Genomic DNA, 22,531 nt, shown 5'->3' with positions numbered 1-22,531 from the left:
GACACCGGTGTCACCGGTGCTGCAGACCGCCGAGCAACGACGAGAAGTCGGTGACCGCCGGGAGCGCGTCCGCCTGCTGCGGCTGCCGCCGGGAGGCCCGGAGCGCCCAGGCAAGGTCGGCTCCACCCCGGCGGATGCGCGCGTCGAGCACGCCCGCGTCGTCGCTCCCCCAGTCGTCCGTGGCGGCGAAGACCGCGGTGGGGACGACGGCGGCCCGGAGGTAGGCGAACACCGGTCGGATGCCGTGCTCGAGGGCGAGCGAGTGCCGTGCGGTCCCGCCCGTCGCGCCGAGCAGCACCGGCATGTCGGTGAGGGCGTCCTTGTCCAGCACGTCGAGGAAGGACTTCGCCAGGCCGCTCATGCCCGCCGTGAAGACCGGCGTGACGAACACGACCGCGTCCGCCTCGACGACCGTGGCCGTCGCCGCCGCGAGTGCCGGAGCGGAGAAGCGGGTCAGCATCGCGTCGGTGATCTCGTGGGCAAGCGGGCGGAGGTCGACGTTCCGGACCTCGACCGGGCCCGCTGACTCCCCCGCGAGCGCGGCACCGGCTGCGGCTGCGAGTCGGTCGGCGAGGAGGCGGGTCGAGCTGGGCTCGGAGAGCCCGGCGGAGACGACGGCGATGGTGGTCATGGAGGCTCCCGACTTTCAATGCGTTTGCATAAACAGTAGACGGAACCGCGGCGGACGGGGAGGCATTCCCGTCCGCGTCGGACGCCGACGCACCCGCCGGGGAACGACAGGAGCCCCGGCCCTCACGAGGAGGGACGGGGCTCCGGACCAGCAGGGCTGCGACGAGGCAGCACCCTGACGATGACTAGCGGCGCAGGCCGAGGCGCTCGATGAGCGCGCGGTAGCGGGCGATGTCGACGTCGGAGAGGTAGCCGAGGAGACGGCGACGCTGACCGACCATGAGCAGCAGACCACGACGCGAGTGGTGGTCGTGCTTGTGCTCCTTGAGGTGCTCGTTGAGGTCGTTGATACGACGCGTCAGAACGGCGACCTGGACCTCGGGGGATCCGGTGTCGCCCGGGTGGGTCGCGTACTCTTCGATGATCTCCTGCTTGATCTTCGCGTCAAGTGCCATGGAGGATCCCCTTTCCTGCTCTGCGTGAGAGCGTGTCCGTTGCGCGGTGCCCACACCTGCTGTGTGAGCGCTCTTGATCCGCGGCCGTTCGACGGCAACCGAACGAGCATACCAGAGCGCGTCCCGCTCGACGAGCGGCGGTCAGACGGTCCGGGCCCGCAGGGGACGCCGCCGCCGGCGCTCCGGCAGCAGGCTCCGGACGAAGCCGACGAGCGTCGCACCGAGCAGACCACCCATACCGTTCGACAGCACGTCGCGGGGGTCGGCGACCCGGTAGGGCAGGTACACGGCCTGCGCGAACTCGATGCCGACCGAGAGCGCGACGGCCACCACGGCACCGAGGACCCACCAGCGCCGGGGCAACCACAGCGCCGCGATCAGCCCGACCGGCACGAACATGGCGACGTTCGCCAGGAACTCGGTCCGGTCGTAGGTGAACCACGCCCCGTGCGGCAGCTGCTGGACCCAGGCGACGGCGCGGAGCACGAGGGAGTTCTCGGCCTCGGTGAAGACGTGCGGGGTGAGCGTCATGCGCCAGATCACCCAGGCGTAGCCCGCCGTCAGCGCGAGGAGGAGCAGTTTCCGGAGCATCGGGCCAGTCTGGGGCACCCCTGCTGGCCGGGCCCTGGGCGGCACCCTGGCATCCGGTGCCGATCGGGTGGGAACATGGCGGGCGAGAGCGACGCCGACCGGGGGCGGCGCCCGAGCGGGAGGACGGCCCATGCCGGGAGCGCAGCGCACCTCGACCCGCCGACAGTGGGTGTGGATCGGGGTCGTCGCCGCGCTCGTCACGGCCGTCGTCGTCGCGGTCACGGTGGTCCTCCCGGGCACCGGCGACCGCCAGGTCGTGCACCGGAAGAGCGTCGCCGAGGCGTGGCCGGGCGGCCTCGCCCGTCAGCCGGCGAGCGCGAACCAGCCACGCTGGCACGTGACCGCGGCGCGGGACGCGGGCCGGGTGACCACGGCCGAACGCCTCGCCGTGATCGCCGACCAGCCCCTCGCGACGTGGCTCACCGACCCGTCCGTCCCGGAGACCGTCGACACCGTCCGGAGCGTCCTCGCCGCGGCCCGGGCGCAGCAGGCGACCCCGGTGTTCGTGCTCTACGCGATCCCGGACCGCGACTGCGGCCACTGGTCGCGCGGCGGCACCGCCGAGGACGACTACCTGCCGTGGGTCCGCGCGGTCGTGCGTGCGCTCGCGGGCTCGCACGCGGTGGTCCTGGTCGAGCCGGACTCGATAGCGCAGATCGCCGTGTGCGAGCGGCTGCGGGACACCCGGCTGCCGCTCCTCCGGAAGGCGGTCGGGGCCCTGACCGGGCACGGCCTGACGGTGTACCTGGACGGCGGGAACGAGAACCGGGTCCCGGTGGACACGATGGCCGGGTGGCTCCGCCGGGCGGGCGTCGACCGCGTGCAGGGCTTCGCCACGAACGTGTCGAACTTCTACCGCGTGGACCAGGAGCGCGCCTACGCCGACGAGCTCGCCGACGCGATCGGGGGCGACCCGCACTTCGTCATCGACGTCTCACGGAACGGGCAGGGGTGGCGGGGTGACTGGTGCAACCCCGACGGCGCCGGCCTCGGCCAAACCCCGCACGTCACGCGCGGCACCACCCGGCTCGACGCGCTGCTGTGGGTGAAGACGCCCGGGCTGAGCGACGGCGCGTGCAACGGCGGACCGGCCGCCGGCGAGTGGTGGGAGTCGTACGCACTCGCCCTGGTCGCGAACCGCAAGCGCGACTGACGGCGGAACCGACAGCCGGGAGGCCCGGTCGCCGAACCGGCTGTCGGCCCCCGGTGGTTGCATGTCGCCATGACCAGCCGCTCGCCGCGCTCCGTCGTCCCGCCGTACCTCCTCCGCGCCGTCGCCGACGCACCGGAGGACCGGTTCCCGCGCGCTGCCGCCGCAGCCCGGACCGCCCTCGCCTCGATGGACCGCGTCCAGGAGCCGAAGCACGTGACCGGCCTCCGCGCGGCCAGGACCGCCGGGGCGCCGGACGTCGCTCCGCGGCGCACGATCGCGGACGCCGCCGGCACGACGACGCTGCCGGGCAGGGTCGTGCGGCGGGAGGGTGACGGCGACACCGGGGACCCCGCGGTCGACGAGGCGTACGCGGGCCTCGGCGCGACGCACGCGTTCTGGCTCGAGGTGTTCGGACGGGCGTCGATCGACGGCGCCGGACTCCCCCTCGGCGCCACCGTGCACTACGGGCGGGAGTACGACAACGCCTACTGGGACGGGCAGCGGATGGTGTTCGGCGACGGAGACGGCGAGGTCTTCCGGCGGTTCACCGTCGCGGTCGACGTCATCGGGCACGAGCTGGCCCACGGCGTCACGCAGTACACCGCGGACCTCGTCTACCAGGGGCAGTCCGGAGCGCTCAACGAGTCGATGAGCGACGTCTTCGGCGTGCTCGTCGCCCAGTACGCCGCCCGGCAGACCGCGGAACAGGCGTCCTGGCTGATCGGCGAAGGGCTGTTCGCGGACGCCGTGCACGGGGTCGCCCTCCGCTCGATGCGTGCGCCGGGCACGGCCTACGACGACCCGGTGCTCGGGGCGGACCCACAGCCCGCGACCATGGCCGACTACGTGGAGACCGCCGAGGACCGGGGCGGCGTGCACCTGAACTCCGGCATCCCGAACCACGCGTTCTTCCTCGCCGCGACCACGATCGGCGGGCCGGCCTGGGTCGGCGCGGGACAGGTGTGGTGGGACGCCCTCACCTCGGCCGAGGTGTCGGCGTCCATCGACTTCGCCGGCTTCGCGGCCGTCACGGTCCGAGCAGCGGCGGCGCGGTTCGGAGCGGGCTCGCGCGAGCACACCGCCGTCGCCGGTGCCTGGCAGCGCGTCGGGGTGACGGCCTGAGCCGCAGCAGCGCTGCTCGACCGGGCACTCCGGAGCGGATGCGGAGGGCGTAGGTTCCGGGGCATGCAGATCGTCGTGCGCCGCAGTGGTGGGTTCGCCGGCCTCCCGCGGGCATGGCGGGTCGACACCGATGCCCGTCCGGACGCCGACCGGTGGACGGAACTCGTCGGGGCACTCCCCGGCGACGGGTCCGTGGCACCCGGGGCGGCTCCGGACGGTGCGGGTGGGGAGGGTGTGGGTGGGGAGGGTGCCGATCGTGACGACAGCGCCGTCCGCGACGACTACGTGTGGACGGTGACCGTCGCCCGGACCACGGTGACGATCCCGGGTCGTCGCCTGGACGGCCCGTGGGCGGCCCTCGTGGAGCAGGTACGCGACCAGGGCGAGCCGGCCTGACGGGGTCGCTCCCGAGCCTCCCGGCGGTTCGGATGCACCGCAGGAGGCACCGGCCCGACCGGCGGGACGGTCAGGCGACCTCGATGACCGTGAGCCGGCGGGTGGGACGGGTCATCGCGACGTAGACGGCCGCGGCGGCCCGAGCGGCGTCGGAGCCGACCCGGTCCGGGTCGACGAGCAGCACGCCGTCGAACTCCAGGCCCTTCGCGTCCGCGCCGGTGAGCACCGTGACCGACCCCGGCCGGGGTGACCCGAGCCCGCGGACGTCGGCCTCGGTCCGGGCCAGGCGCTCGCGGACGGCGGCCACGTCGGCCTCCGGCACGATGACGCCGATCGTCCCGGAGCCGATCAGCTCGCGCTCGCCGTCGACCCGGTCCGCGACCGTGTCGAGCAGGTCCGCCCGGTCGACGCGCAAGCGCTCGACGGGGTCGCCGTCACGGACCGCCTCGTTCGCGGTCACCGTGAGACCGGCCGCCGCGGCGAAGGCCCCGGCCGCCTGGACGATCGAGCGCGGGGTGCGGTAGTTGACGGTGAGCTCCTCGAGGCGGGAGTCCAGCGGCACCTGCGGGGCACGACCACGACGACGACGGGCGAGCGCACCGCGGACGTCGTCCCACGTGCGGGCGGCACCCGGCGAGGAGCCCTGCGCCATGTCACCGACGATCGTGAAGGACCGCAGCGGGTTACGGCGTGCCAGGACCCGCCACTGCATCGGTGAGAGCTCCTGCGCCTCGTCGACCACGATGTGCCCGTAGGTCCACTCGCGGTCCTCGGCGGCACGCTCGGCGGTGGAGCGCGGGTCCCCGCCCTCCGCGAAGGCACCGGCGACCTGCTCGGCGCTGACGATGCCCTCGACGCCCATGTTCTCGATGGCCTGCCGGGCGTTCTCGATGTCCCGGTTCCGGGTCGCCTTCGCCTGCCGCTTCGCCGCACCACCGGTCGGGTCGAACACCCCGAGCAGCTCGGCCGCCTCGTCCAGGAGCGGCACGTCCTCGACCGTGAAGCCGGCCCCGCGCTCGCGCCGCAGCAGTGCACGGCGCTCGGGCGACCAGTTCGGCGTGAGGGACGCGAGCCAGTTCGGCCGGGCGTACAGGTCCTCGAGGAGCTTCTCGGCCGGCAGCGGCAGCCACGCCGTGTTGAGCAGGACCCGGGCGTCGTACGAGCTGCGGATGTCCTCGCGCAGCACCTTCTCGTCGGCCTCGTCCACCGTCGTCCCGCGGTGCCGCAGCTGGTCGGCGAGCAGTCGCGTCATGGCGTCGAGCGCGTTCTTGTTGAACGTGACGCGGGCGACGTTGTGCGGCTTGCCGCGGTCCTGGGCACGGCGCATGGCGTCGGCGACCAGCTGCGGCGGGACGACGAGCCGTTCGCCCTCGACGTCGAGCGTGACGGACTCGGTCGGGACGACCTGCCGCGACCGGACCGCGCGGCGGAGCAGGTCGGCCATCTCGCCGGACCCCTTCACGGCGGCGACGTCCCGACGGTCGTGCACGGTGGTGTGGAGCCCCGGGTGGAGCGACCCGAGGGACGCCATCACGACACCGGTCTCACCGAGGGACGGCAGCACCTGCTCGATGTACGTCAGGAACGCCGGGGACGGCCCGACGACGAGCACACCGGAACCGCGCAGACGCTCCCGGTAGGAGTAGAGCAGGTACGCCGCACGGTGCAGTGCGACGGCCGTCTTGCCGGTGCCCGGCCCGCCCTGCACGATGAGGACGCCCTCGAGCGGGGAGCGGATGATCCGGTCCTGCTCGCCCTGGATCGTCGCGACGATGTCGGTCATGCGCCCGGTACGCTCGGCGGTGACGGCCGCGAGCAGGGCTCCCTCGCCCTGCAGGTGCGTGCGCTCGTCGTCGTAGAGCGTGGCGTCGAACACTTCGTCCTCGACGCCGACGACCGTGCGGCCCTCGAGCGTCAGGTGACGTCGGGCCCGCATGCCCATGGGATGCGCCGCGGTGGCCTGGTAGAACGCGCTCGCACCCGGTACGCGCCAGTCGAGCAGCAACGGCCGGTGGTCCGCGTCCCGCAGCCCGACGCGCCCGATGTACCGGAAGGCGTCCTCGTCGGCGGGCGGGTCCTGGACCTCGAGCCGCCCGAACACCAGGCGGTCGCCCACGCGCCGCAGGGTGGCGACGGTGTCCTCGTAGAGCCGGGCGAAGGCGTCGCGCTCGGTCCGGCTCTGGTGGTTGCCACCGACTGTTTGCCGGCGGGTCTCGACGAGCCGCTGCTCGGCCTCGGTGGTCAGTTCGTCGAGTCGGTGGAACAGACCGTCGACGTAGCCGCGTTCACGGTCGATCTCGGTCGGTTCGGAAACACGCGGTTCGGACACTCGCAACCCTTCGGGACAGGGGTACCGATGATATCCCCCTGCCCCGGTCGGGTCCGAACGCGAGCGCCCGCCTACATCTCCTCGTGCGTGTCCGGGTCGCCGTCCCAGAGCCGCCCGCGCTCGAGCGCGGAGATGGCCTGGACCTCGTCGTCGGTGAGCGAGAAGCCGAACACGTCGAGGTTCTCGCGCTGGCGGTCCGGGTCTCCCGACTTCGGGACCGGCACGGCGCCGAGCTGGACGTGCCAGCGCAGCACGACCTGGCCGGCCGAGACACCGTGCGCTGCGGCCGCGGCGGTCACGGGTCCCTCGGTGAGGAGCTCGGACTGCTTCGCCAGCGGGCTCCAGCTCTCGGTGACGATGCCGAGACGCTGGTGCACGGCGCGGAGGTCGGCCTGCGGGAAGTACGGGTGCAGCTCGACCTGGTTCACCGCCGGGGCGACCCCGGTGGCGTCGAGGATACGGTCGAGGTGCTCGGGGGTGAAGTTCGAGACACCGATCGAGCGGACCTTGCCGCTGTCCCTGAGGTCGACGAACGCCTTCCAGGTCTCGACGAACTTCCCGACGGACGGGTTCGGCCAGTGGATGAGGTACAGGTCGAGGTGGTCGAGCCCCAGGTTCGCCAGGGTCTCGTCCACCGAGCGGTGTGCCTCGTCGTAGCCGTGGTGGCGTCCCGGGAGCTTCGACGTCACGACGAACTCGTCGCGCGGCACGTCGGACTCGCGGACCGCACGGCCCACCGCGTCCTCGTTGCCGTAGTTCAGCGCGGTGTCGAGCAGACGGTACCCACTCGTGATCGCCGCACCGACCGCCGCGACCCCCTCGTCCCCGTCGAGCGAGTACGTGCCGAGGCCGAGCGCCGGGATGCGGTGTCCGTCGTTCAGTTCGAGGGTCGGGACCTCCGGGACGCCCGCCATCAGCGGACGCCGAGCAGGTCGATGACGAAGATGAGCGTCTTGCCGGAGAGGAAGTGTCCGCCGCCGGCCGGGCCGTAGGCGAGCTCCGGCGGGACGACGAGCTTGCGGCGACCGCCGACCTTCATGCCGGGGATGCCCTCCTGCCAGCCGCGGACGAGCGCCGCGAGCGGGAAGTCGATCGGCTCGCCACGGCCCCAGGAGCTGTCGAACTCCTCGCCGGACTCGTACTCGACGCCGGCGTAGTGGACCTTGACGGTCGAGCTCGCCTCGGCGACGTCGCCGTCGCCCACGACGATGTCGGTGACCACGAGGTCGGTGGGGGCGGGGCCCTCGGGGGCGTCGAACTCGGGCTTGCTGTTCAGGTCAGTCATGCCCGACAGTCAACCAGAGGACGTGCACGTGCCCCGCAGGAGCCCTCCAGGCCACAGAATGGTTCCACTGTGACACCAGACGCCCCCGCGAAGCCCCGCCGCTCCCTGCTCGCCGACCTCACCCCGCTCCGCCGCTCCCCCGCGTTCGCGCGGCTCTGGATCGGCAGCTCGATCGCGGGCATCGGCACCATGATGACGAGCGTCACGGTCGGGCTCGAGGTGTACGAGATCACGCGCTCGACGTTCATGGTGTCGCTCGTCGGCGTCATCTCGCTCGTGCCGATGATCCTCGCCGGGCTGTACGGCGGCATGCTCGCGGACGCCTTCGACCGCCGCACGGTGGCCCTGGTCTCCGCCGTCATGGCCTGGGTGTCGACCGCGATGATCGCCGCGCACGCCTGGCTCGGGCTCGACAGCGTCGTGCTGCTCTACGTGCTCGTGACCGTCAACGCCGTCGCGGGCACCGTGATCGGCGCGTCCCGGGCGGCGATCGTCCCGCGGCTGGTGGGCAACGACCTGCTCCCCGCGGCGAGCGCCCTCAACAGCATCAGCGCCGGGTTCTCCGTGACGGTCGGGCCGGCGGTCGGCGGTGTGCTCGTCGCCGCGTTCGGCTTCGCCCCGACCTACACGGTGGACGTCGTGCTCTTCAGCGCCGCGTTCCTCGGCGTGGTGACGCTGCCACGGATGGCTCCCGAGCACGACGCCCTCCGTCCGGGCCTGTCGTCGCTCGTCGAGGGTGCGCGGTTCCTCCGCCGCTCCCGGAACATCACGATGACCTTCGTGCTCGACATCATCGCCATGACGTTCGGGCAGCCCCGGGTGCTGTTCCCCGCGATCGGTGCCCTGGTCGTCGGCGGCGGGTCGATCACGGTCGGCACCCTCTCGGCCGCCTACGCGGTCGGTGCGCTGCTGTCCGGTGTCTTCTCCGGCCCGCTCGGGCACGTCCGCCGACAGGGCGAGGCGGTCGGCTGGGCGATCACGGTCTACGGCGGCGCGATCGCCGCGTTCGGCGTCGTCGTCGCGGCCGCGCACCTCCTCGGCGGACGGGCGTCGGAGACGTTCTCGACGGGGATCCTGCCGGCACTGGCGCTCTGCGCGCTGGCCCTCGCGGTGGCCGGCGGCGCGGACAACGTGAGCAGCGTGTTCCGCGGGACGATCCTCCAGGCCGCCGCGCCCGACGGCATGCGCGGCCGACTGCAGGGCATCTTCATCGTCGTGGTCACCGGTGGGCCGCGCGTGGGTGACCTGTACGCCGGACTGGTCGTCGCCGCGGGTTTCGCCTGGCCGCCGCTCATCGGCGGCGTCCTCATCATCGCGCTCGTCGCGCTGCTGCTCCGGCTCGTCCCGTCGTTCCGCCGGTACGACGCGCTGCACCCGAACGCGAACTGACGCGCCGCGTCGCGTCTCCGTCGTGCGCACGGACGCGCCACGTTGCGTCCGCCCCGCGCACGGTGCGGACGGGAGGCTGCGCGCCGGACCCGGGCGTGCCTCCCGTCCGGCAGCGGTCAGGACCGGCGACGGGCCTCGGCGTCCCGGGCGGCCTCGTCGAGCATCTCCTCGGTCACGACCGGGATGGCACCGGTCGCCAGCTCGATGCCGGACAACCGGGCGGGGCTGAGCACCCGGTGCACCTGGTCCGCGTCCATGAGACCCGCGGCGATCACCAGGGTCGAGATCGGGGTCGACGTCGTCAGGGCGGTGTGCGCGATGGACGCCGCCGCTGCGTAGCCGATGTACGGCGTCAGCGCGGTGACGACGCCGACGTTCGTGTCCACCTGGGCGGCGAGCCGTAGCTCGTTCGCCCGGATGCCGGTCACGCAGTGCTCGCGGAGCGTCGCGCACCCGCGGGTCATCCACTGCAGGGACTGCAGGATCGAGTGCGCGATGATCGGCTCGAACGCGTTGAGCTGGAGCTGACCACCCTCGGCCGCCATCGTCACCGTGGTGTCCGCGCCGGCGACCGCGAAGGCGATCTGGTTGACGACCTCCGGGATGACCGGGTTCACCTTGCCGGGCATGATCGACGAACCGGCCTGCCGCGGCGGCAGCGTGATCTCCCCGAGGCCCGCCTGCGGGCCGGACGCCAGGAGCCGCAGGTCGTTGCAGATCTTCGACAGCTTCATCGCGCTGCGCTTCACCGTGCCGGACAGGGTCATGAACGCGCCGGCGTCACTCGTCGCCTCGATGAGGTCCGGGGCCGTGACGACGTCGATGCCGCTCGCCTCCTGCAGCTGCCGCCGCACCTCGTCGCGGTACAGCGGGTCGGCGGTGATGCCCGTCCCGATCGCGGTCGCGCCGAGGTTCATCTCGCCGAGGAGCGGCACCACCCGGCGGAGCTGGACGACGTCCTCGGCGATGGTGTGGGCGAAGCCGGTGAACTCCTGGCCGAGCGTCATCGGGACCGCGTCCTGCAGCTGCGTGCGGCCGACCTTGAGGACGTCGGCGAACGCCTCCCCGCGCTCCGCGAACGCTGCCGACAGCTGCTCGAGCTGGTCGGCGAGCCGGCGCACACCGGTGATCATCGCGATCTTGATGCTCGTCGGGTACGTGTCGTTCGTCGACTGGCTGCGGTTCACGTGGTCGATCGGGTGCAGGTACGCGTAGTCGCCGCGCTCCCGGCCGAGCAGTTCGAGGGCCCGGTTCGCCAGGACCTCGTTCGTGTTCATGTTCGTGCTCGTCCCGGCGCCACCCTGGACCACGTCGACGACGAACTGGTCCCGCAGGGCCCCGTCGCGGACCTCCTGCGCGGCACGGTCGATCGCGTCGGCCCGCTCGGCGTCGAGGACACCGATCGCCTTGTTCGCCCGGGCCGCCGCCTGCTTCACGGTCACGAGGGCCGCGACGAGGTCCGGGTAGACCGCGATCGGCACCGAGGCGATCGGGAAGTTCTCCATCGCCCGGAGGGTGTTGATCCCCCAGTAGGAGTCGACCGGCACCTCCCTCGAGCCCAGGGAATCGGTCTCGGTGCGGGTGGCAGCGCTCGTCACGTCGTGGTCCTCTCCGTCGCGGTCACCTCCCGAGGCTAGCCCGCGACCGTCCAGCCGGTGCGGCCGGCCAGGAGGTCAGTGGAAGGCAGGGACGATGAGGTAGACGCCGTACAGCACCGCGGCACCGCAGGCGGCGAAGCAGACCACGGCGAGCGCCCGGAACGCACGGATCGCGGTGGAGGCCGCGGTCGGGTCGGGGAAGCCGGCGGTGGCCGGGCCGACGGTGCCGTCGTCCTTCACCGTGTACTTGCCCGCGCGGGCGTCGGCGGCGCTCCAGAGGCGGAGGCCCACGGAGTAGACGGTGACGACGAAGCACGCCGACACGACGGCCACCAGTGCGACGAGCAAGAACGCCGCCCAGTCGATACCCATCAGCAGGTCCCTCCGAGCAGGAACGCTCCGCCGCGTCCGTCCATGGCGATACCCATCAGCAGGTCCCTCCGCAGCGTCCGTCCATGGCGATACCCATCAGCGACGGCCTCCCTTGCGTCCGGCCATGCGGCGGAGGGTCCGCTCGCGGCTCAGTTCGGCGCGACGCGCGGCGACGGCCTCGGCACGCTTGGCGCGCTGCAGGTCGCGCCGCTCCTTGCGGGTCAGCACGGCGTTCGCGGCGACGTCGACCTCGATGGCCGCGGCGTGCTCGTGCGGCTTGCGCAGCGACCACAGGTACAGGCCGAGGATCACGGCACCACCGATGACCGCGTCGAGCACGAGACCGATGACGCCGAAGTGGGCGATGCCCGAGGCGATCGCCCCGACCGCCGCGGCGGCGGGCAGCGTGATGAACCACGCGATGACGATCTTGCCGGCCGTCGACCACTGGATCTTCGAACCGCGGCGGCCGAGGCCCGCGCCGATGATCGAGCCCGACGACACCTGCGTCGTCGACAGTGCGAAGCCGAGGTGGCTCGACGCGAGGATCGTGGCGGCGGTGGACGCCTCGGCTGCGAAGCCCTGCGTCGCGCGGATCTCGGTGATGCCCGAGCCGAGCGTCCGGATGATGCGCCACCCGCCCGTGTAGGTGCCGAGGGCGATCGCCAGGGCACACGCCACGACGACCCAGAACTGCACGCCCTGGTCACTCGACTGCGCGCCCGAGGCGATGAGCGTCAGCGTGATGACACCCATCGTCTTCTGCGCGTCGTTCGTGCCGTGGGCGAGCGACACCATCGAGCTCGTGAACACCTGTCCGATGCGGAAGCCCCCGCGCTCGTTCGGGAACACCGGACGACGGGTCACGCGGTAGGCGATGCGCGTGGCGAGGAGCGACACGAGCGCGGCGATCACCGGCGACAGGAAGGCCGGGATGATCACGACCGTCAGCAGTGCCGCGTAGTTCACCGAGTCGAAGCCGGCGCCGACGATCGCGGCGCCGATGAGCCCGCCGAAGAGCGCGTGCGAGGACGACGAGGGCAAGCCGCGCAACCACGTGATCATGTTCCACACGACCGCGCCGATCAGGCCCGCGAAGATCATCTCGGGGCTGATGGCGACGCCACCGGGGCCCTCGTTGATGAGCCCGTGCGAGATCGACGTCGCCACGGCGGTGCTGAGGAACGCACCGACGAGGTTCAGCACCGCGGCGACCGTCACGGCCACCTTCGGCTTCATGGCACCGGTGGCGATCGGTGTCGCCATCGCGTTGGCGGTGTCATGGAATCCGTTTGTGAAGTCGAAGAAGAGGGCCAACGCGATGACCAGGACGACTATGAGTGTGATGTCCACCGCGGGCAAGTGTCGCAGCCCGGCGGCTCCGGAGCAAACCCTGTCGTCCACCGGCCGTTCACCGGGGCTGCGGAACCGTTCAGCCTGCGAACCATCCGGATGGGAGGATGGGCCTCATGGGCACCGCGGAACTCCTCATCCTGTTGATCGGTTCGCTCGCGGTGACCGGCTTCGCCCGCGCCAAGGGGCTGCCCGCCCCGCTGCTCGTCACGGCCGTCGCACTCGCCGTCTCGTTCCTGCCCGGCCTGCCGGAGATCGAGATCGACTCCGAGGTGATCCTCACGGTGATCCTGCCGCCGCTGCTGTACTCGGCGGCACTCGACGTGTCGTGGCAGAGCTTCCGGCAGTCGATCAAGCAGATCCGGCGACTCGGCATCGTCCTCGTCATCGTCACGGCGCTCGCGGTGGGACTCGCCGCGTACCTGATCATCCCCGACATGGACTGGCCGGCGGCGATCCTGCTCGGCGCCGTGGTCGCTCCGCCGGACGCCGTGTCCGCCGCCGCCATCGGCCGGAAGCTCGGACTCCCCCGCCGTGTGATGACGGTGCTGTCCGGCGAGAGCCTCATCAACGACGCGGCGTCGCTGACCTTGGTCCGGGTGTTCACGCTCATCGCCGCGGGCACGTCGCTCACCATCTGGCAGGACCTCGGCATCTTCGGCCTGGCGATCGGCGTCGGCTTCGCGGTCGGCATCGTCCTCGGCGTCGCGGTGCACTGGATCCGGATGCGCATCAACGACCCCGTGGTCGAGACGATCATGAGCATCCTGTTGCCCTTCGTCGCGTACGTCCTCGCCGAGCACCTGTCCGGCTCCGGCGTCATCGCGGTCGTCACCGCCGGCCTGTACATCGGGTACAACTCGCCGAAGGAGGGGTACGCGACGCGACTGCAGGAGCGCCCGCTCTGGACGAGCATCGACGTCATCCTCGAGGGGTTCGTGTTCGCCCTGATCGGGCTGCAGCTGAAGACGGTCGTGCAGGACCTGCTCGAGAGCGACCGCAGCCTGGCCCAGACCCTCACCGCGGCGGCCGTCGTGCTCGTCGTCGTGGTCCTCGTCCGTCCGCTCTTCGTCTTCGAGTCCTACGCGCGCAACCGGATCAACGGCAGGTGGCTGAGACCGCTGCGCGTCCGGTTGTCCCGCGGGCACCGTTCCCTGCGGTGGTTGCGCGGCACGGCGGAGCCGAAGCTGAACTGGCGGGAGCTCACGGTCATCTCGTGGACCGGCATGCGGGGCGTCGTCACGCTCGCAGCAGCCGTCGCCGTCGTCTCCGACCCCGTCCAGGTCAAGGCGCAGGACACCATCTTCATCATCGCGTTCGTCGTGACGGTGGGCACACTCCTCCTGCAGGGGCTGACGTTGCCGTTCGTGATCCGCGCGTTGCAGGTGCAGGACCCCGGCGAGAGCGAGGAGGACGTCCGCAGCGAGATGCGCCTCAACCAGCGCACGACCGAAGCGGCGATCGCCCTGCTCGAGCGCCGACGTCCGGCCTGGGCGGAGCAGTACGGACACCAGGCCGTCGACAGCGTCGTGAACCGCTTGAAGGCCCGGCTCGAGCGGCAGGCCGAGACCCTCCGCCGCGATGCCGAGGAAGAAGAGGACGAGGAGCGCAACACCCCGATGCGCCTCCGTGGCGCACAGATCCAGGACATCCGACGCGAGCTGCTCGACCGTCGCCGCGAGATCGTCCTCGAGGAGCGCGAGAAGGGCAACCTCGACGAGGAGGTCATGCGCCGCGTGCTCGTGACGCTCGACGCCGAGGAGCTCGCGATGGACTCCGCGCAGGCCTCCCGCAGCCGCTCCTGATCCCGTCACCCACCCCGGAGGCACCCCTGCTGCCGCGGCGTATCGTGGAGCGCCAGACGACAGGACAGGAGCGCAGCGCCGAGTGAGCACGCCGCGGAACGACCGACCGAGGAAGAACGACCTGCCGGAGCGGGCAGGTGGTGCGCGGACGGCCGCCGGTCCGCCCGCCGCCGCCCGCTCCAGCGCGCCGCCGAAGCAGCAGATCGGGCGCTACCGCCGCTGGTACTCGACCCTGCACCCGTCCCTCCAGCTCATCGGGCTGCAGCTCTGGATGCCGCTGTTCTTCATCGTCGGCTTCTGCCTCTGCTACGTCTTCGCCTTCCACGCGCCGCATCCGCACGACGTCCCGGTGGCGCTCGTCGGCAGTGACCCGTCGTTCGTCGCGGCCGTGCAGAAGGCCCTGCCGGGTGAGTTCGTCTTCCACACCTACGACTCGCTCGCGGCCGCGAAGCGGGACGTCCTCACCGGGTCGATGGCGGTCGCGTACGACCCGTCGGCCAACACCTTCTTCAAGGCCAGCGCGCACCAGTTCCAGGTCGCGAACCTCGTCCCGGCGACGCTGACGGCCGTGTTGACCGGCATCGGGGTCGCGACGCCGCAGGTCACCGAGCTCGCCGCGCTGCCGGCGCGGGACGAGTACGGCACCGTCCCGATGTACGTCATGCTCGCGTGGTGCATCGGCGGCTACATGGTCGCGATGTTCATCGGCATCATGGGTGGGCCCCTGCGGCACCGCACCCGGATGACCGTGATCGTCGTCGGCGGTCTCGTCATCTCCGTCATCACGAACACCCTCGCGGGTCCGGTCGTCGGCGCGATCTCCGGGCACTTCGTGCCGCTCGTGCTCATCGCCTGGGGGTGGATCGTGGCCATCGGGCTCGCGGTCAACGGGCTGAGCTACTTCGTCGGCCGCTTCATCGCCGCCCCCGCGATGATCTGCTTCGTGTTCCTGTCGATGCCGTCCTCCGGCGGGGCCTACCCGAAGTGGTTCATGCCGGAGCCGTTCGCGTGGCTGAACCACGTCGTGGTCGGCTCGAGCATGGTCGACATGATCAAGCACGAGGTCTACGGCGTCGGCCCCGGTCCGGCCCGCGGGCTGATCACCATGGCCTGCTACGCGGCCGCCGGGCTCGTGCTCATGTACTTCGGCAAGCAGTGGTGGGAGCGCCGTCGCATCCGGGCGATCCTCACCGGCCGCACCACGATGTTCCAGGACGCGAACACCGCGAACCGCGAGTTCCTCGGTCGTGAGCGCGACGCCGAGCTGGAGCGGCACGGCCTGACCTCGACCGCGACCGGCACGCTGCAGGTGGTGCGCGACGACCGGTGGGAGGACGACCGCGCCGGCGGCGACGTGTTCACCGGCGGCCGCGACGGGCTCGAGAACGATCCGCTGGACCGCGGTCGGTAGCGCTCCCGGCGTCGGTATCCTGGGGTGATCATGTCCCGCATCGCCTGGCACCGCCTCCTCGTCACGATCGTCGTCGTCTTCCTCGTGCTCGCGGCGATGTCGTACGTCACGAGCATCGTCCTCGCGCCGAGCGGCGGCCGCAGCGTCGCCGGGCTCTGGGACGGCTGGGCGATGTTCTCGCTCGTGGCCGCGATCGCCTTCGGGGTCGTGGACTTCTTCGTGCGTCCGCTCGGCGGACAGAGCGGGGACGCGGACGTGATGGCCGCGGCCGAGGAGGCCCGGACCGGCAGCACGCGGACACAGCGGTCGCGCTGACCGTCGGTCGACGTCGGGCCCGCAGGCCTCACCGTCCGGCGTCCCCGGCGCTCAAGCCGGTTCCCCGATGCCCGTCCCGGTGAACCCGGCGACCGTCGCGTCGTCCTCGGCGAACACGACCCGCGCCTCGACCCGACCGCCCGCGAGCACACCGGGCAGCCAGTAGCGCGCGTCGTCCCACATCGCGTCGTAGGGGACGGCGTCGACCGGCACCCACCGCGGCTCCAGCTCGTCGCCGCCCGACGGCTCCCCCTGCCAGCGGCGGCAGACGAAGACGTCCGACACCTGGGACCAGGACGGGCGGAACGGGAACCGGTAGTCCAACGTGCCACGTGCCTCCAGGTCGGCAGCGTCGACGCGGAGACCGACCTCCTCGGCGACCTCGCGGACGGCGGTCTCGACCGCCGTCTCGTCGCCCTCGCGCTTGCCGCCCGGACCGACCACGCGGCCCGTGCCGAGCCCGCGTCGCTTCTCGCCGAGCAGGACCTCCGGCCCGTCCGCACCGTCCCGCAGCAGGTACACGACGACCACGGCCGGGTGCTGGGACTTGCTCTCGTCGCGCTCGGTCATGTGGTCCAGTGTGGCCGATCCGATGACGTACGCTCGTTGCATGGCAGGCGTGCTCTGGGGGCGTCATGGCTGAGTCGCGGAGGGCGGGGCGCAGCCTCGAGGTGCTGCGCGCCGAAGCCGCCGAGGAGATCTCGGTCATCGTCGAACACCGCTGCCGGCAGGGCGACGACCCGTGGGACTTCATGCACACGCTGCCGACCGTGGACGAGCAGGTCGTGCTCATCCTCCGCGCCGAGGCCATGGACGTCGACGTCCGGATCGGCCGCCGGAGCTCCCAGTGGTCGGCGCACCCGGCCTCCGGTCACGGCACCGAACACGGCGAGGAGTACCACCGTCTCCGGCGCATCGCGCTCCAGCACCCCGAGCTGACGCAGGCGGTTTGGAAACTCATGGACGCGCTGCCCGGCGGTCGCTGACCTGGGGTTGGATGGGTGGCATGACCGACACCGTCCTCGCCGTCCTGAACCAGCCCTCGCGGTCCGCAGCCCCGCACGACCCGGAGGCGGACGCCTTCACGTGGGAGAAGCCGCTCGAGGAGCACGTCCAGGTGATGGACCTCGGGCTCACCCGCGGGGACGGCGTCTTCGAGACGATCACGGTCATCAACGGCCGACCGCAGGCGCTCGAGGCGCACCTGGCCCGCTTCGTCCGCTCCGCCGCCAAGCTCGACCTGCCGGAACCGGACGTCGATGCGTGGCGGCGGGCGATCGAGGCCGTCTGTGCCCGGCTCGACCCGGTGCGCGAGGCGTACGCGAAGACCGTGCTCACCCGGGGCGTCGAGGGCCTCGGGCGTCCGACCGGGTGGGTCTACGCGGCGCCGTCGGCCGACCAGACGCGTGACCGCACCGAGGGCATCGGCGTCGTCACGCTCGACCGCGGCTACCGGCACGACGTCGAGCGGACCTCCCCGTGGCTGCTGCAGGGCGCGAAGACGCTCTCGTACGCGGTGAACATGGCGGCACTCCGGGAAGCCGTCCGCCGTGGAGCCGACGACGCGCTGTTCGTCTCGACGGACGGGTACGTGCTCGAGGGCACCCGCGCGAACCTCATCATGTCCGTGGGCGGCCGCTTCGTGACGCCCCGCACCGACATCGGCATCCTCGACGGCACCACGCAGGCCGACGTCTTCCGCTTCGCCGAGCAGGAGGGCATCGAGACCGCCTACGAGCTCGTCACGCTCGACGACCTGCGGGCCGCCGACGCGCTGTGGCTGGTCTCCAGCATCCGGCAGGCGGCACCGATCCACACCGTCAACGGGGTGCGGATCGAGATGGACCTCGGCATGACGGAGCGCATCAACGACTTCCTGCTGGCGCGCGAGGACTGACGCGTCGGACGGGAGGCACGGGGCGGGGGTGCGCCGCGCCTCCCGTCCGACACGGTGTCACCAGCGCGGTGTCGTGACGCCCTGACCGTCGACGTAGGCGAAGACCTGGCGGCCCTCGATCCAGACGCGCTGCGCGCGGCTGGTCGCGTCGAGCGGGTCGCCGTCCCAGAGGACGAGGTCGGCGTCGTACCCCGCGGCGATGCGGCCGACACGGTCGCCGAAACCGAGGATGTCCGCGGGGGCGGAGGTGATCGCCTCGAGCGCGGTCTGCCGGGGCAGCCCGTCGCGGACGGCCATCGTGGCCTGGGTCACGAGCATGTTGATCGGGACGACCGGGGCGTCCGTCGTGATCGCGACCCGGACCCCGGCCGCCGCGATCGTGGCGAGGTTCGGGATGCCGCGGTCACGGAGCTCCACCTTCGACCGGCTCGTGAACAGCGGGCCGTAGACCACCGGGATGCCCTTCTCGGCGAGCAGGTCGGCGATCTTGTGGGCCTCGGTGCCGTGGTTCACGACCAGGCGGTAGCCGAACTCCTCGGCGAGGCGGATCGCCGTCGCGATGTCGTCGTGACGGTGGGTGTGCTGGTCCCAGGCGAGCTCCCCGTCGAGCACGCGCGCGAGGGTCTCCTTCGTGAGGTCACGCTCGAACGGCTCGTCCTTGCGCGCAGCGGCGTCGCGGGCAGCGCGGTAGTGGTCGGCGGCCAGGAAGGCCTCGCGGATGACCTTCGCGACGCCGAGGCGGGTCGACGGCGTCTGGCCCTTCTCGCCGTAGACGCGCTTCGGGTTCTCGCCGAGGGCGCTCTTCACGCTGACGCTGTCCGAGATGAGCTGTTCGTCGATGGTGCGGCCGCCCCAGGTCTTGATCGCGACCGTCTGCCCTCCGATCGGGTTGCCGGAGCCGGGCTTGACGACGATGCTCGTGATGCCGCCGGACAGGGCGTCGCGGAAGCCCTCGTCCTCGATGTCGACCGCGTCGATCGCGCGGACCGCCGCCATGTTCGGGCCGGTCATCTCGTTCGTGTCGTTCCCGGCGGAGCCGTTCGCCTCCTCGTGGATGCCCACGTGCCCGTGCGCCTCGACGAAACCCGGCAGGAGCCAGGCACCGGCGGCGTCCACGACCGGCAGCCCGTCCGGCGGGGTGACGTCCGGTCCGACGGCGGTGATCCGGCCGTCCTGCACGACGACCGCCCCACCGTCGAACTCGTCACCCTCGACGGGGACGACGTGGGCACCGGTGATCACGAACGTGTTGTCAGTCATTCCACAACGGTACCGATCGGTGCCCGTACCGGGACGAGCCGGGCTGGCCGTGCCGGCCCGGCCCGTGCACACGACATCCGGGTTCTTCGCTGATCGGGCCGCACCGCCACTACCGTCGGCCGGTGCGAGGAACGGGAGGCAGCATGACGGGCACCACGGACACGACCGACAGCACAGTCACGATCGGCAGCACGGACACGATCGGCGCGGACTGGGCGCTCCGTCCCGGGGCGTCGGGTGCACCACGCGCGGCGACCGGGAGCGGGCGTGCCGCGGGGGCTTGGCCACGCCACGGATCGACCACGCGTCCGTGGCGGAGCAACCGGCGGCTGCCGCGCGCCGACCGGATGACACGCTCAGTGCGGTGCGCGGTGCCGCCCGCGATCGCGGAGCAGACGTACGTGGCGCCGCCCGACCTCGCCGCACTGCTGACACGCGCGACCGACCGCCTGGTGGACCTCGACCGCCGGCTCGGTGACCGCACGGCCGCGTTCGACCTGCTGCTCGCCCGGACCGAGGCGGTCTCGTCGTCCCGGATCGAGGAGGAGCACGCCACGCTCGACGACTACGCCCGGGCGCTCGTCGGCATCCGCGCGAACGGCAGTGCCACGGCGATGGTCGGGGCGACCGCCGCCCTGCGCGGGATGATCACGGCCGCCGGTCGGGGCAGCATCACCGAGCGGTCCGTGCTCGACGCCCACGCGGTGCTCATGCGGGACGACCCGGTGGACGGCCCCGCCGCCGGGCAGTGGCGTCGGGTGCAGAACTGGATCGGCGGCGGGGCCTCTCCCCGGGACGCCGCGTACGTGCCGCCGCCCGCGGACGACGTCCCCGCCGCGATGGCCGACCTCTTCGCGTTCCTCGCGCGGGACGATGTCGACGCGTTGGCGCAGGCCGCGATCGCCCATGCCCACTTCGAGTCCGTCCACCCGTTCACCGACGGCAACGGTCGGATCGGACGAGCGCTCGTCAACGCGGTCCTGCGGCGGCGCGGCGTCACGACCGCGCTCGTCGTGCCCGTGGCCGCCGCCCTGGCCGCCGATCGGACGGGCTACTTCGCCGAGCTCGAGCGCTACCGGGACGGCGCAGTCGACGGGATCGTCGGCCTGACGGCACGGGCGATCGGCGTCGTCTGCGACGAGGTCGAGTTCGCCGCGCTCCGACTCGACGAGGTCGAGCACGACCGGAGCGCGGTCCGCCCGACCGGTCACGGACCGCGGGTCACACACCACTCGGACCTCCTCCGCGTCCTCCTGGCCGATCCTGTGCTGACCGAGGCCGCGGTGAGCGCAGCGCTCCCGGCGGACCTGCCGTGGACCGACGCGGTGATCGACGAGCTGGTCGAGGCCGGCGTGCTCCGCCCCGTCACGGAACGTCGGCGCGACCGGGCGTGGGTCGCGGCCGACGTGCTGGCCGAACTCGACGCACTCGCCGAGCGGATCCGGGCGGCAGCGGCACCGGGGTCGTCCTGATGGAGCAACAGACCGGTCGTGGACGCACGATCCACGAGCTGAGGTTCCTGATGGACCGTTCGACTCGACAGCCTGGAAGGAGACCAGTTCGACCGCGGAACGGGCCGATTCAGGCACCACAGACGGCCATCGGTCGGTTCGGATCGGTACTGACCCAGATGGCGTTCACGTGTTCCCCGTCAGTTCCGACCTGGAAGCGCAGCACACTGTCAGCTTGTGTGACGTCCCACATCGACCCCGGGCCCGAGAAGTCCGGCGTCGAGTTGACCAGCGTCGAGTACACCGCACGGACCTCCCCGATCGTCGAACCGACACCGATCCCAGCTGCCGTCGTCGGGCCGGGCACCAGGCTCGTCGGAGTACCGCCGTCCTCCGCCGTAATCAGAACGCCGGACACCGATCTGACGAGGGCGCCGGAGGTTTCCGTCTCCTCCCAGGCGAGCTCGATGGTCGAGTAGCCCTCGCGTGCCCACGTGCCCGGTACCGTGCACGAGCCTTCGCCTGGTGGAAGCGACCGGTAAGCGACGCGGAGGTCGTCGCCCTCGGCCTCGAACTCACCGCCGATCTCGATCGGTCCGACTTCAGAACCGGAGATGGTCCACGTGGAGGGGTCGTTGAGCGCGAAGGCGCCCTTCGTGCCCGTGGGTGTCGGTGTGGGGTCGGGGATCTCCCGGACCGGTGCCGCTGCCGGCGTGCTCGGCATCGCTGGTCCGGTGGGGCTGGGCGACGGCGCGGGGGCCGAGGCCGTGAAGGGCTGCGGGATCATCCCGAGGGCGACAGCGCCGCTCGTGGCGCCGAGGCCGAGCAGCGCGATCACGCCGATCGCGACACCGGCACGTCGGCCGCGACGGCGCGGTGCGGGGCGACGGTCCTCGGCGCGGTCGAGGACCGTGTGCTTCATCGAGACGAGCATCCGCTGCAGGTCGTCTCCGGTGGGGGGCTCAGTGTTCATCGTGCATCACCGCCTTCTTCAGTCGTGCGCGCGAGCGGGAGACCCGCTGGGTGACCGCCCCGACGCTGAGGCCGAGGATCTGCGCGGCCTCGGCGTAGGAGTGGCCCTCGAGCAGGCACAGCTCGCAGATGCGTCGGTCGATGGGTGCCAGTGCTGCGATCTCGTCGCGGACCCAGCGCAGGCGTTCGCGGGCCTCGTCGGCACCCGGATGCGCCGCGAGCTCCTCGGGGAGCTCGTCCCCGCGGTTCTTCGCCGAGCGTCGGGCCTGGTTGCGGGCGTGGTTGCGGCACACCACGAGCAGCCACGGCAGCAGCGCACTCGTGGCCAGGTCGAGTCCGGCAGCCTTCTGCCAGAGCGTGAGGAAGGTGTCCTGCACGAGTTCCTCGACGTCCTGCCGGCTGTCGGCCAGCGCCCACGCGTAGCGCGTCAGGGTCGGCGCGAACCGGTCGAACGCGTCGGCCAGCGCCGTCCGGTCCCCGTCCGCGAGCCGACGAGCCAGTGCTGCGTCGGCTTCGGTGTCGTCATCCACTGATGCCCCCTCTCACCTGGAAGTGTCGAGAACGACGCGATCATGACAGGCGACGGAGCAACCGACCAGCTCCCCTCCTGCCGACGTGGTGTCGGAGGGGCCGGTCACGGACCGGACTGCACCCCGCGTTCGGACAGCTCGGGGACGATCGTGACGAGTCCGACATGGACCGACCGGCGCCGTCCATGGACGGTGCTTCCGCTGCGGGTCACCCTCC

At 72.0% G+C, this 22,531-nt stretch carries 23 protein-coding genes; 10 read left to right on the top strand and 13 right to left on the bottom strand.

What is annotated here, in order from left to right; all coding sequences use genetic code 11:
* Positions 1 to 10: 10 nt before the first annotated feature.
* The 3 genes from DEI84_RS09025 to DEI84_RS09015 form a co-directional block, all read right to left on the bottom strand.
* Positions 11 to 631, bottom strand: a complete 621-nt coding sequence (locus tag DEI84_RS09025; RefSeq protein WP_110890557.1) for a CE1759 family FMN reductase — start codon at positions 629 to 631, stop codon at positions 11 to 13.
* A 184-nt stretch (positions 632 to 815) separates the two neighbouring features.
* Positions 816 to 1,085, bottom strand: a complete 270-nt coding sequence (rpsO, locus tag DEI84_RS09020) for a 30S ribosomal protein S15 (RefSeq protein WP_110823867.1) — start codon at positions 1,083 to 1,085, stop codon at positions 816 to 818.
* Between the two features lie 141 nt (positions 1,086 to 1,226).
* On the bottom strand, positions 1,227 to 1,676 hold the full coding sequence (locus tag DEI84_RS09015) for a VanZ family protein (RefSeq protein ID WP_181420398.1): 450 nt from the start codon (positions 1,674 to 1,676) through the stop codon (positions 1,227 to 1,229).
* 130 nt (positions 1,677 to 1,806) lie between these two features.
* Between DEI84_RS09015 and DEI84_RS09010 the strand changes: the two genes are divergently transcribed.
* The 3 genes from DEI84_RS09010 to DEI84_RS09000 all read left to right on the top strand — a co-directional run bounded on the left by DEI84_RS09010 (position 1,807) and on the right by DEI84_RS09000 (position 4,347).
* Positions 1,807 to 2,829 (top strand): glycoside hydrolase family 6 protein, encoded by a 1,023-nt coding sequence (locus tag DEI84_RS09010; RefSeq protein ID WP_110890555.1) that lies wholly within the window; start codon positions 1,807 to 1,809, stop codon positions 2,827 to 2,829.
* A 69-nt stretch (positions 2,830 to 2,898) separates the two neighbouring features.
* Positions 2,899 to 3,951 (top strand): M4 family metallopeptidase, encoded by a 1,053-nt coding sequence (locus DEI84_RS09005; RefSeq protein WP_110890554.1) that lies wholly within the window; start codon positions 2,899 to 2,901, stop codon positions 3,949 to 3,951.
* A gap of 63 nt (positions 3,952 to 4,014) precedes the next feature.
* Positions 4,015 to 4,347: a protealysin inhibitor emfourin gene (locus DEI84_RS09000; protein WP_110890553.1), complete on the top strand. Its 333-nt coding sequence runs from the start codon at positions 4,015 to 4,017 to the stop codon at positions 4,345 to 4,347.
* A 70-nt stretch (positions 4,348 to 4,417) separates the two neighbouring features.
* Here the strand turns inward: DEI84_RS09000 and DEI84_RS08995 are convergent, their stop codons facing one another.
* The 3 genes from DEI84_RS08995 to DEI84_RS08985 all read right to left on the bottom strand — a co-directional run bounded on the left by DEI84_RS08995 (position 4,418) and on the right by DEI84_RS08985 (position 7,961).
* Positions 4,418 to 6,676, bottom strand: coding sequence for an ATP-binding domain-containing protein (locus tag DEI84_RS08995; RefSeq protein ID WP_110890552.1), 2,259 nt, complete (start codon positions 6,674 to 6,676; stop codon positions 4,418 to 4,420).
* 71 nt (positions 6,677 to 6,747) lie between these two features.
* Entirely contained in the window at positions 6,748 to 7,590 is an 843-nt protein-coding gene (locus DEI84_RS08990) for an aldo/keto reductase (RefSeq protein ID WP_110823861.1), read from the bottom strand.
* On the bottom strand, positions 7,590 to 7,961 hold the full coding sequence (locus DEI84_RS08985; RefSeq protein ID WP_110823860.1) for an FKBP-type peptidyl-prolyl cis-trans isomerase: 372 nt from the start codon (positions 7,959 to 7,961) through the stop codon (positions 7,590 to 7,592). Before DEI84_RS08985 ends, DEI84_RS08990 begins: the two co-directional genes overlap by 1 nt.
* A gap of 69 nt (positions 7,962 to 8,030) precedes the next feature.
* Here DEI84_RS08985 and DEI84_RS08980 point away from each other — a divergent pair, with 69 nt between their 5' ends.
* Positions 8,031 to 9,350 (top strand): MFS transporter, encoded by a 1,320-nt coding sequence (locus DEI84_RS08980; RefSeq protein WP_110890551.1) that lies wholly within the window; start codon positions 8,031 to 8,033, stop codon positions 9,348 to 9,350.
* A 116-nt stretch (positions 9,351 to 9,466) separates the two neighbouring features.
* On the opposite strand, the gene DEI84_RS08975 is transcribed toward DEI84_RS08980, so the two are convergent.
* The 3 genes from DEI84_RS08975 to DEI84_RS08965 form a co-directional block, all read right to left on the bottom strand.
* A complete protein-coding gene (locus DEI84_RS08975; protein WP_110890550.1) occupies positions 9,467 to 10,948 on the bottom strand; it encodes an aspartate ammonia-lyase in 1,482 nt (493 codons plus the stop codon).
* Positions 10,949 to 11,023: 75 nt separating this feature from the next.
* The gene (locus tag DEI84_RS08970; protein ID WP_110823857.1) at positions 11,024 to 11,320 is read right to left on the bottom strand and encodes a hypothetical protein; all 297 of its coding nucleotides are present in this window, start codon (positions 11,318 to 11,320) and stop codon (positions 11,024 to 11,026) included.
* Positions 11,321 to 11,416: 96 nt separating this feature from the next.
* Positions 11,417 to 12,673: an inorganic phosphate transporter gene (locus DEI84_RS08965; protein ID WP_110823856.1), complete on the bottom strand. Its 1,257-nt coding sequence runs from the start codon at positions 12,671 to 12,673 to the stop codon at positions 11,417 to 11,419.
* A gap of 116 nt (positions 12,674 to 12,789) precedes the next feature.
* Between DEI84_RS08965 and DEI84_RS08960 the strand changes: the two genes are divergently transcribed.
* The 3 genes from DEI84_RS08960 (at position 12,790) to DEI84_RS08950 (ending at position 16,204) form a co-directional block, all read left to right on the top strand.
* Complete coding sequence (locus DEI84_RS08960; protein WP_110890606.1) at positions 12,790 to 14,478, top strand: sodium:proton antiporter; 1,689 nt, start codon at positions 12,790 to 12,792, stop codon at positions 14,476 to 14,478.
* 82 nt (positions 14,479 to 14,560) lie between these two features.
* Positions 14,561 to 15,889, top strand: coding sequence for an ABC transporter permease (locus DEI84_RS08955; protein WP_110890549.1), 1,329 nt, complete (start codon positions 14,561 to 14,563; stop codon positions 15,887 to 15,889).
* A gap of 30 nt (positions 15,890 to 15,919) precedes the next feature.
* A complete protein-coding gene (locus DEI84_RS08950; RefSeq protein ID WP_146232769.1) occupies positions 15,920 to 16,204 on the top strand; it encodes a hypothetical protein in 285 nt (94 codons plus the stop codon).
* A gap of 51 nt (positions 16,205 to 16,255) precedes the next feature.
* On the opposite strand, the gene DEI84_RS08945 is transcribed toward DEI84_RS08950, so the two are convergent.
* Complete coding sequence (locus DEI84_RS08945) at positions 16,256 to 16,774, bottom strand: 8-oxo-dGTP diphosphatase (RefSeq protein ID WP_110823853.1); 519 nt, start codon at positions 16,772 to 16,774, stop codon at positions 16,256 to 16,258.
* A gap of 65 nt (positions 16,775 to 16,839) precedes the next feature.
* Here DEI84_RS08945 and DEI84_RS08940 point away from each other — a divergent pair, with 65 nt between their 5' ends.
* Together DEI84_RS08940 and DEI84_RS08935 are read left to right on the top strand one after the other, a co-directional pair.
* Positions 16,840 to 17,190, top strand: a complete 351-nt coding sequence (locus tag DEI84_RS08940; protein ID WP_110823852.1) for a tryptophan synthase subunit alpha — start codon at positions 16,840 to 16,842, stop codon at positions 17,188 to 17,190.
* Between the two features lie 20 nt (positions 17,191 to 17,210).
* A complete protein-coding gene (locus DEI84_RS08935; protein ID WP_110890605.1) occupies positions 17,211 to 18,101 on the top strand; it encodes an aminodeoxychorismate lyase in 891 nt (296 codons plus the stop codon).
* A 57-nt stretch (positions 18,102 to 18,158) separates the two neighbouring features.
* Here the strand turns inward: DEI84_RS08935 and DEI84_RS08930 are convergent, their stop codons facing one another.
* Positions 18,159 to 19,361 (bottom strand): amidohydrolase, encoded by a 1,203-nt coding sequence (locus DEI84_RS08930; protein ID WP_110890547.1) that lies wholly within the window; start codon positions 19,359 to 19,361, stop codon positions 18,159 to 18,161.
* 401 nt (positions 19,362 to 19,762) lie between these two features.
* Between DEI84_RS08930 and DEI84_RS08925 the strand changes: the two genes are divergently transcribed.
* The gene (locus DEI84_RS08925) at positions 19,763 to 20,833 is read left to right on the top strand and encodes a Fic family protein (protein WP_181420397.1); all 1,071 of its coding nucleotides are present in this window, start codon (positions 19,763 to 19,765) and stop codon (positions 20,831 to 20,833) included.
* Between the two features lie 109 nt (positions 20,834 to 20,942).
* On the opposite strand, the gene DEI84_RS08920 is transcribed toward DEI84_RS08925, so the two are convergent.
* Together DEI84_RS08920 and DEI84_RS08915 are read right to left on the bottom strand one after the other, a co-directional pair.
* On the bottom strand, positions 20,943 to 21,785 hold the full coding sequence (locus tag DEI84_RS08920; RefSeq protein WP_146236336.1) for a hypothetical protein: 843 nt from the start codon (positions 21,783 to 21,785) through the stop codon (positions 20,943 to 20,945).
* Positions 21,775 to 22,314 (bottom strand): RNA polymerase sigma factor, encoded by a 540-nt coding sequence (locus tag DEI84_RS08915; protein WP_110890544.1) that lies wholly within the window; start codon positions 22,312 to 22,314, stop codon positions 21,775 to 21,777. The genes DEI84_RS08920 and DEI84_RS08915 overlap by 11 nt, the downstream gene beginning before the upstream one ends.
* Between the last annotated feature and the right edge of the window lie 217 nt (positions 22,315 to 22,531).

It is taken from the genome of Curtobacterium sp. MCBD17_023 (genome assembly GCF_003224415.1).
Classification (GTDB): domain Bacteria; phylum Actinomycetota; class Actinomycetes; order Actinomycetales; family Microbacteriaceae; genus Curtobacterium.
This window is presented reverse-complemented; position numbering and strand designations above follow the sequence as displayed.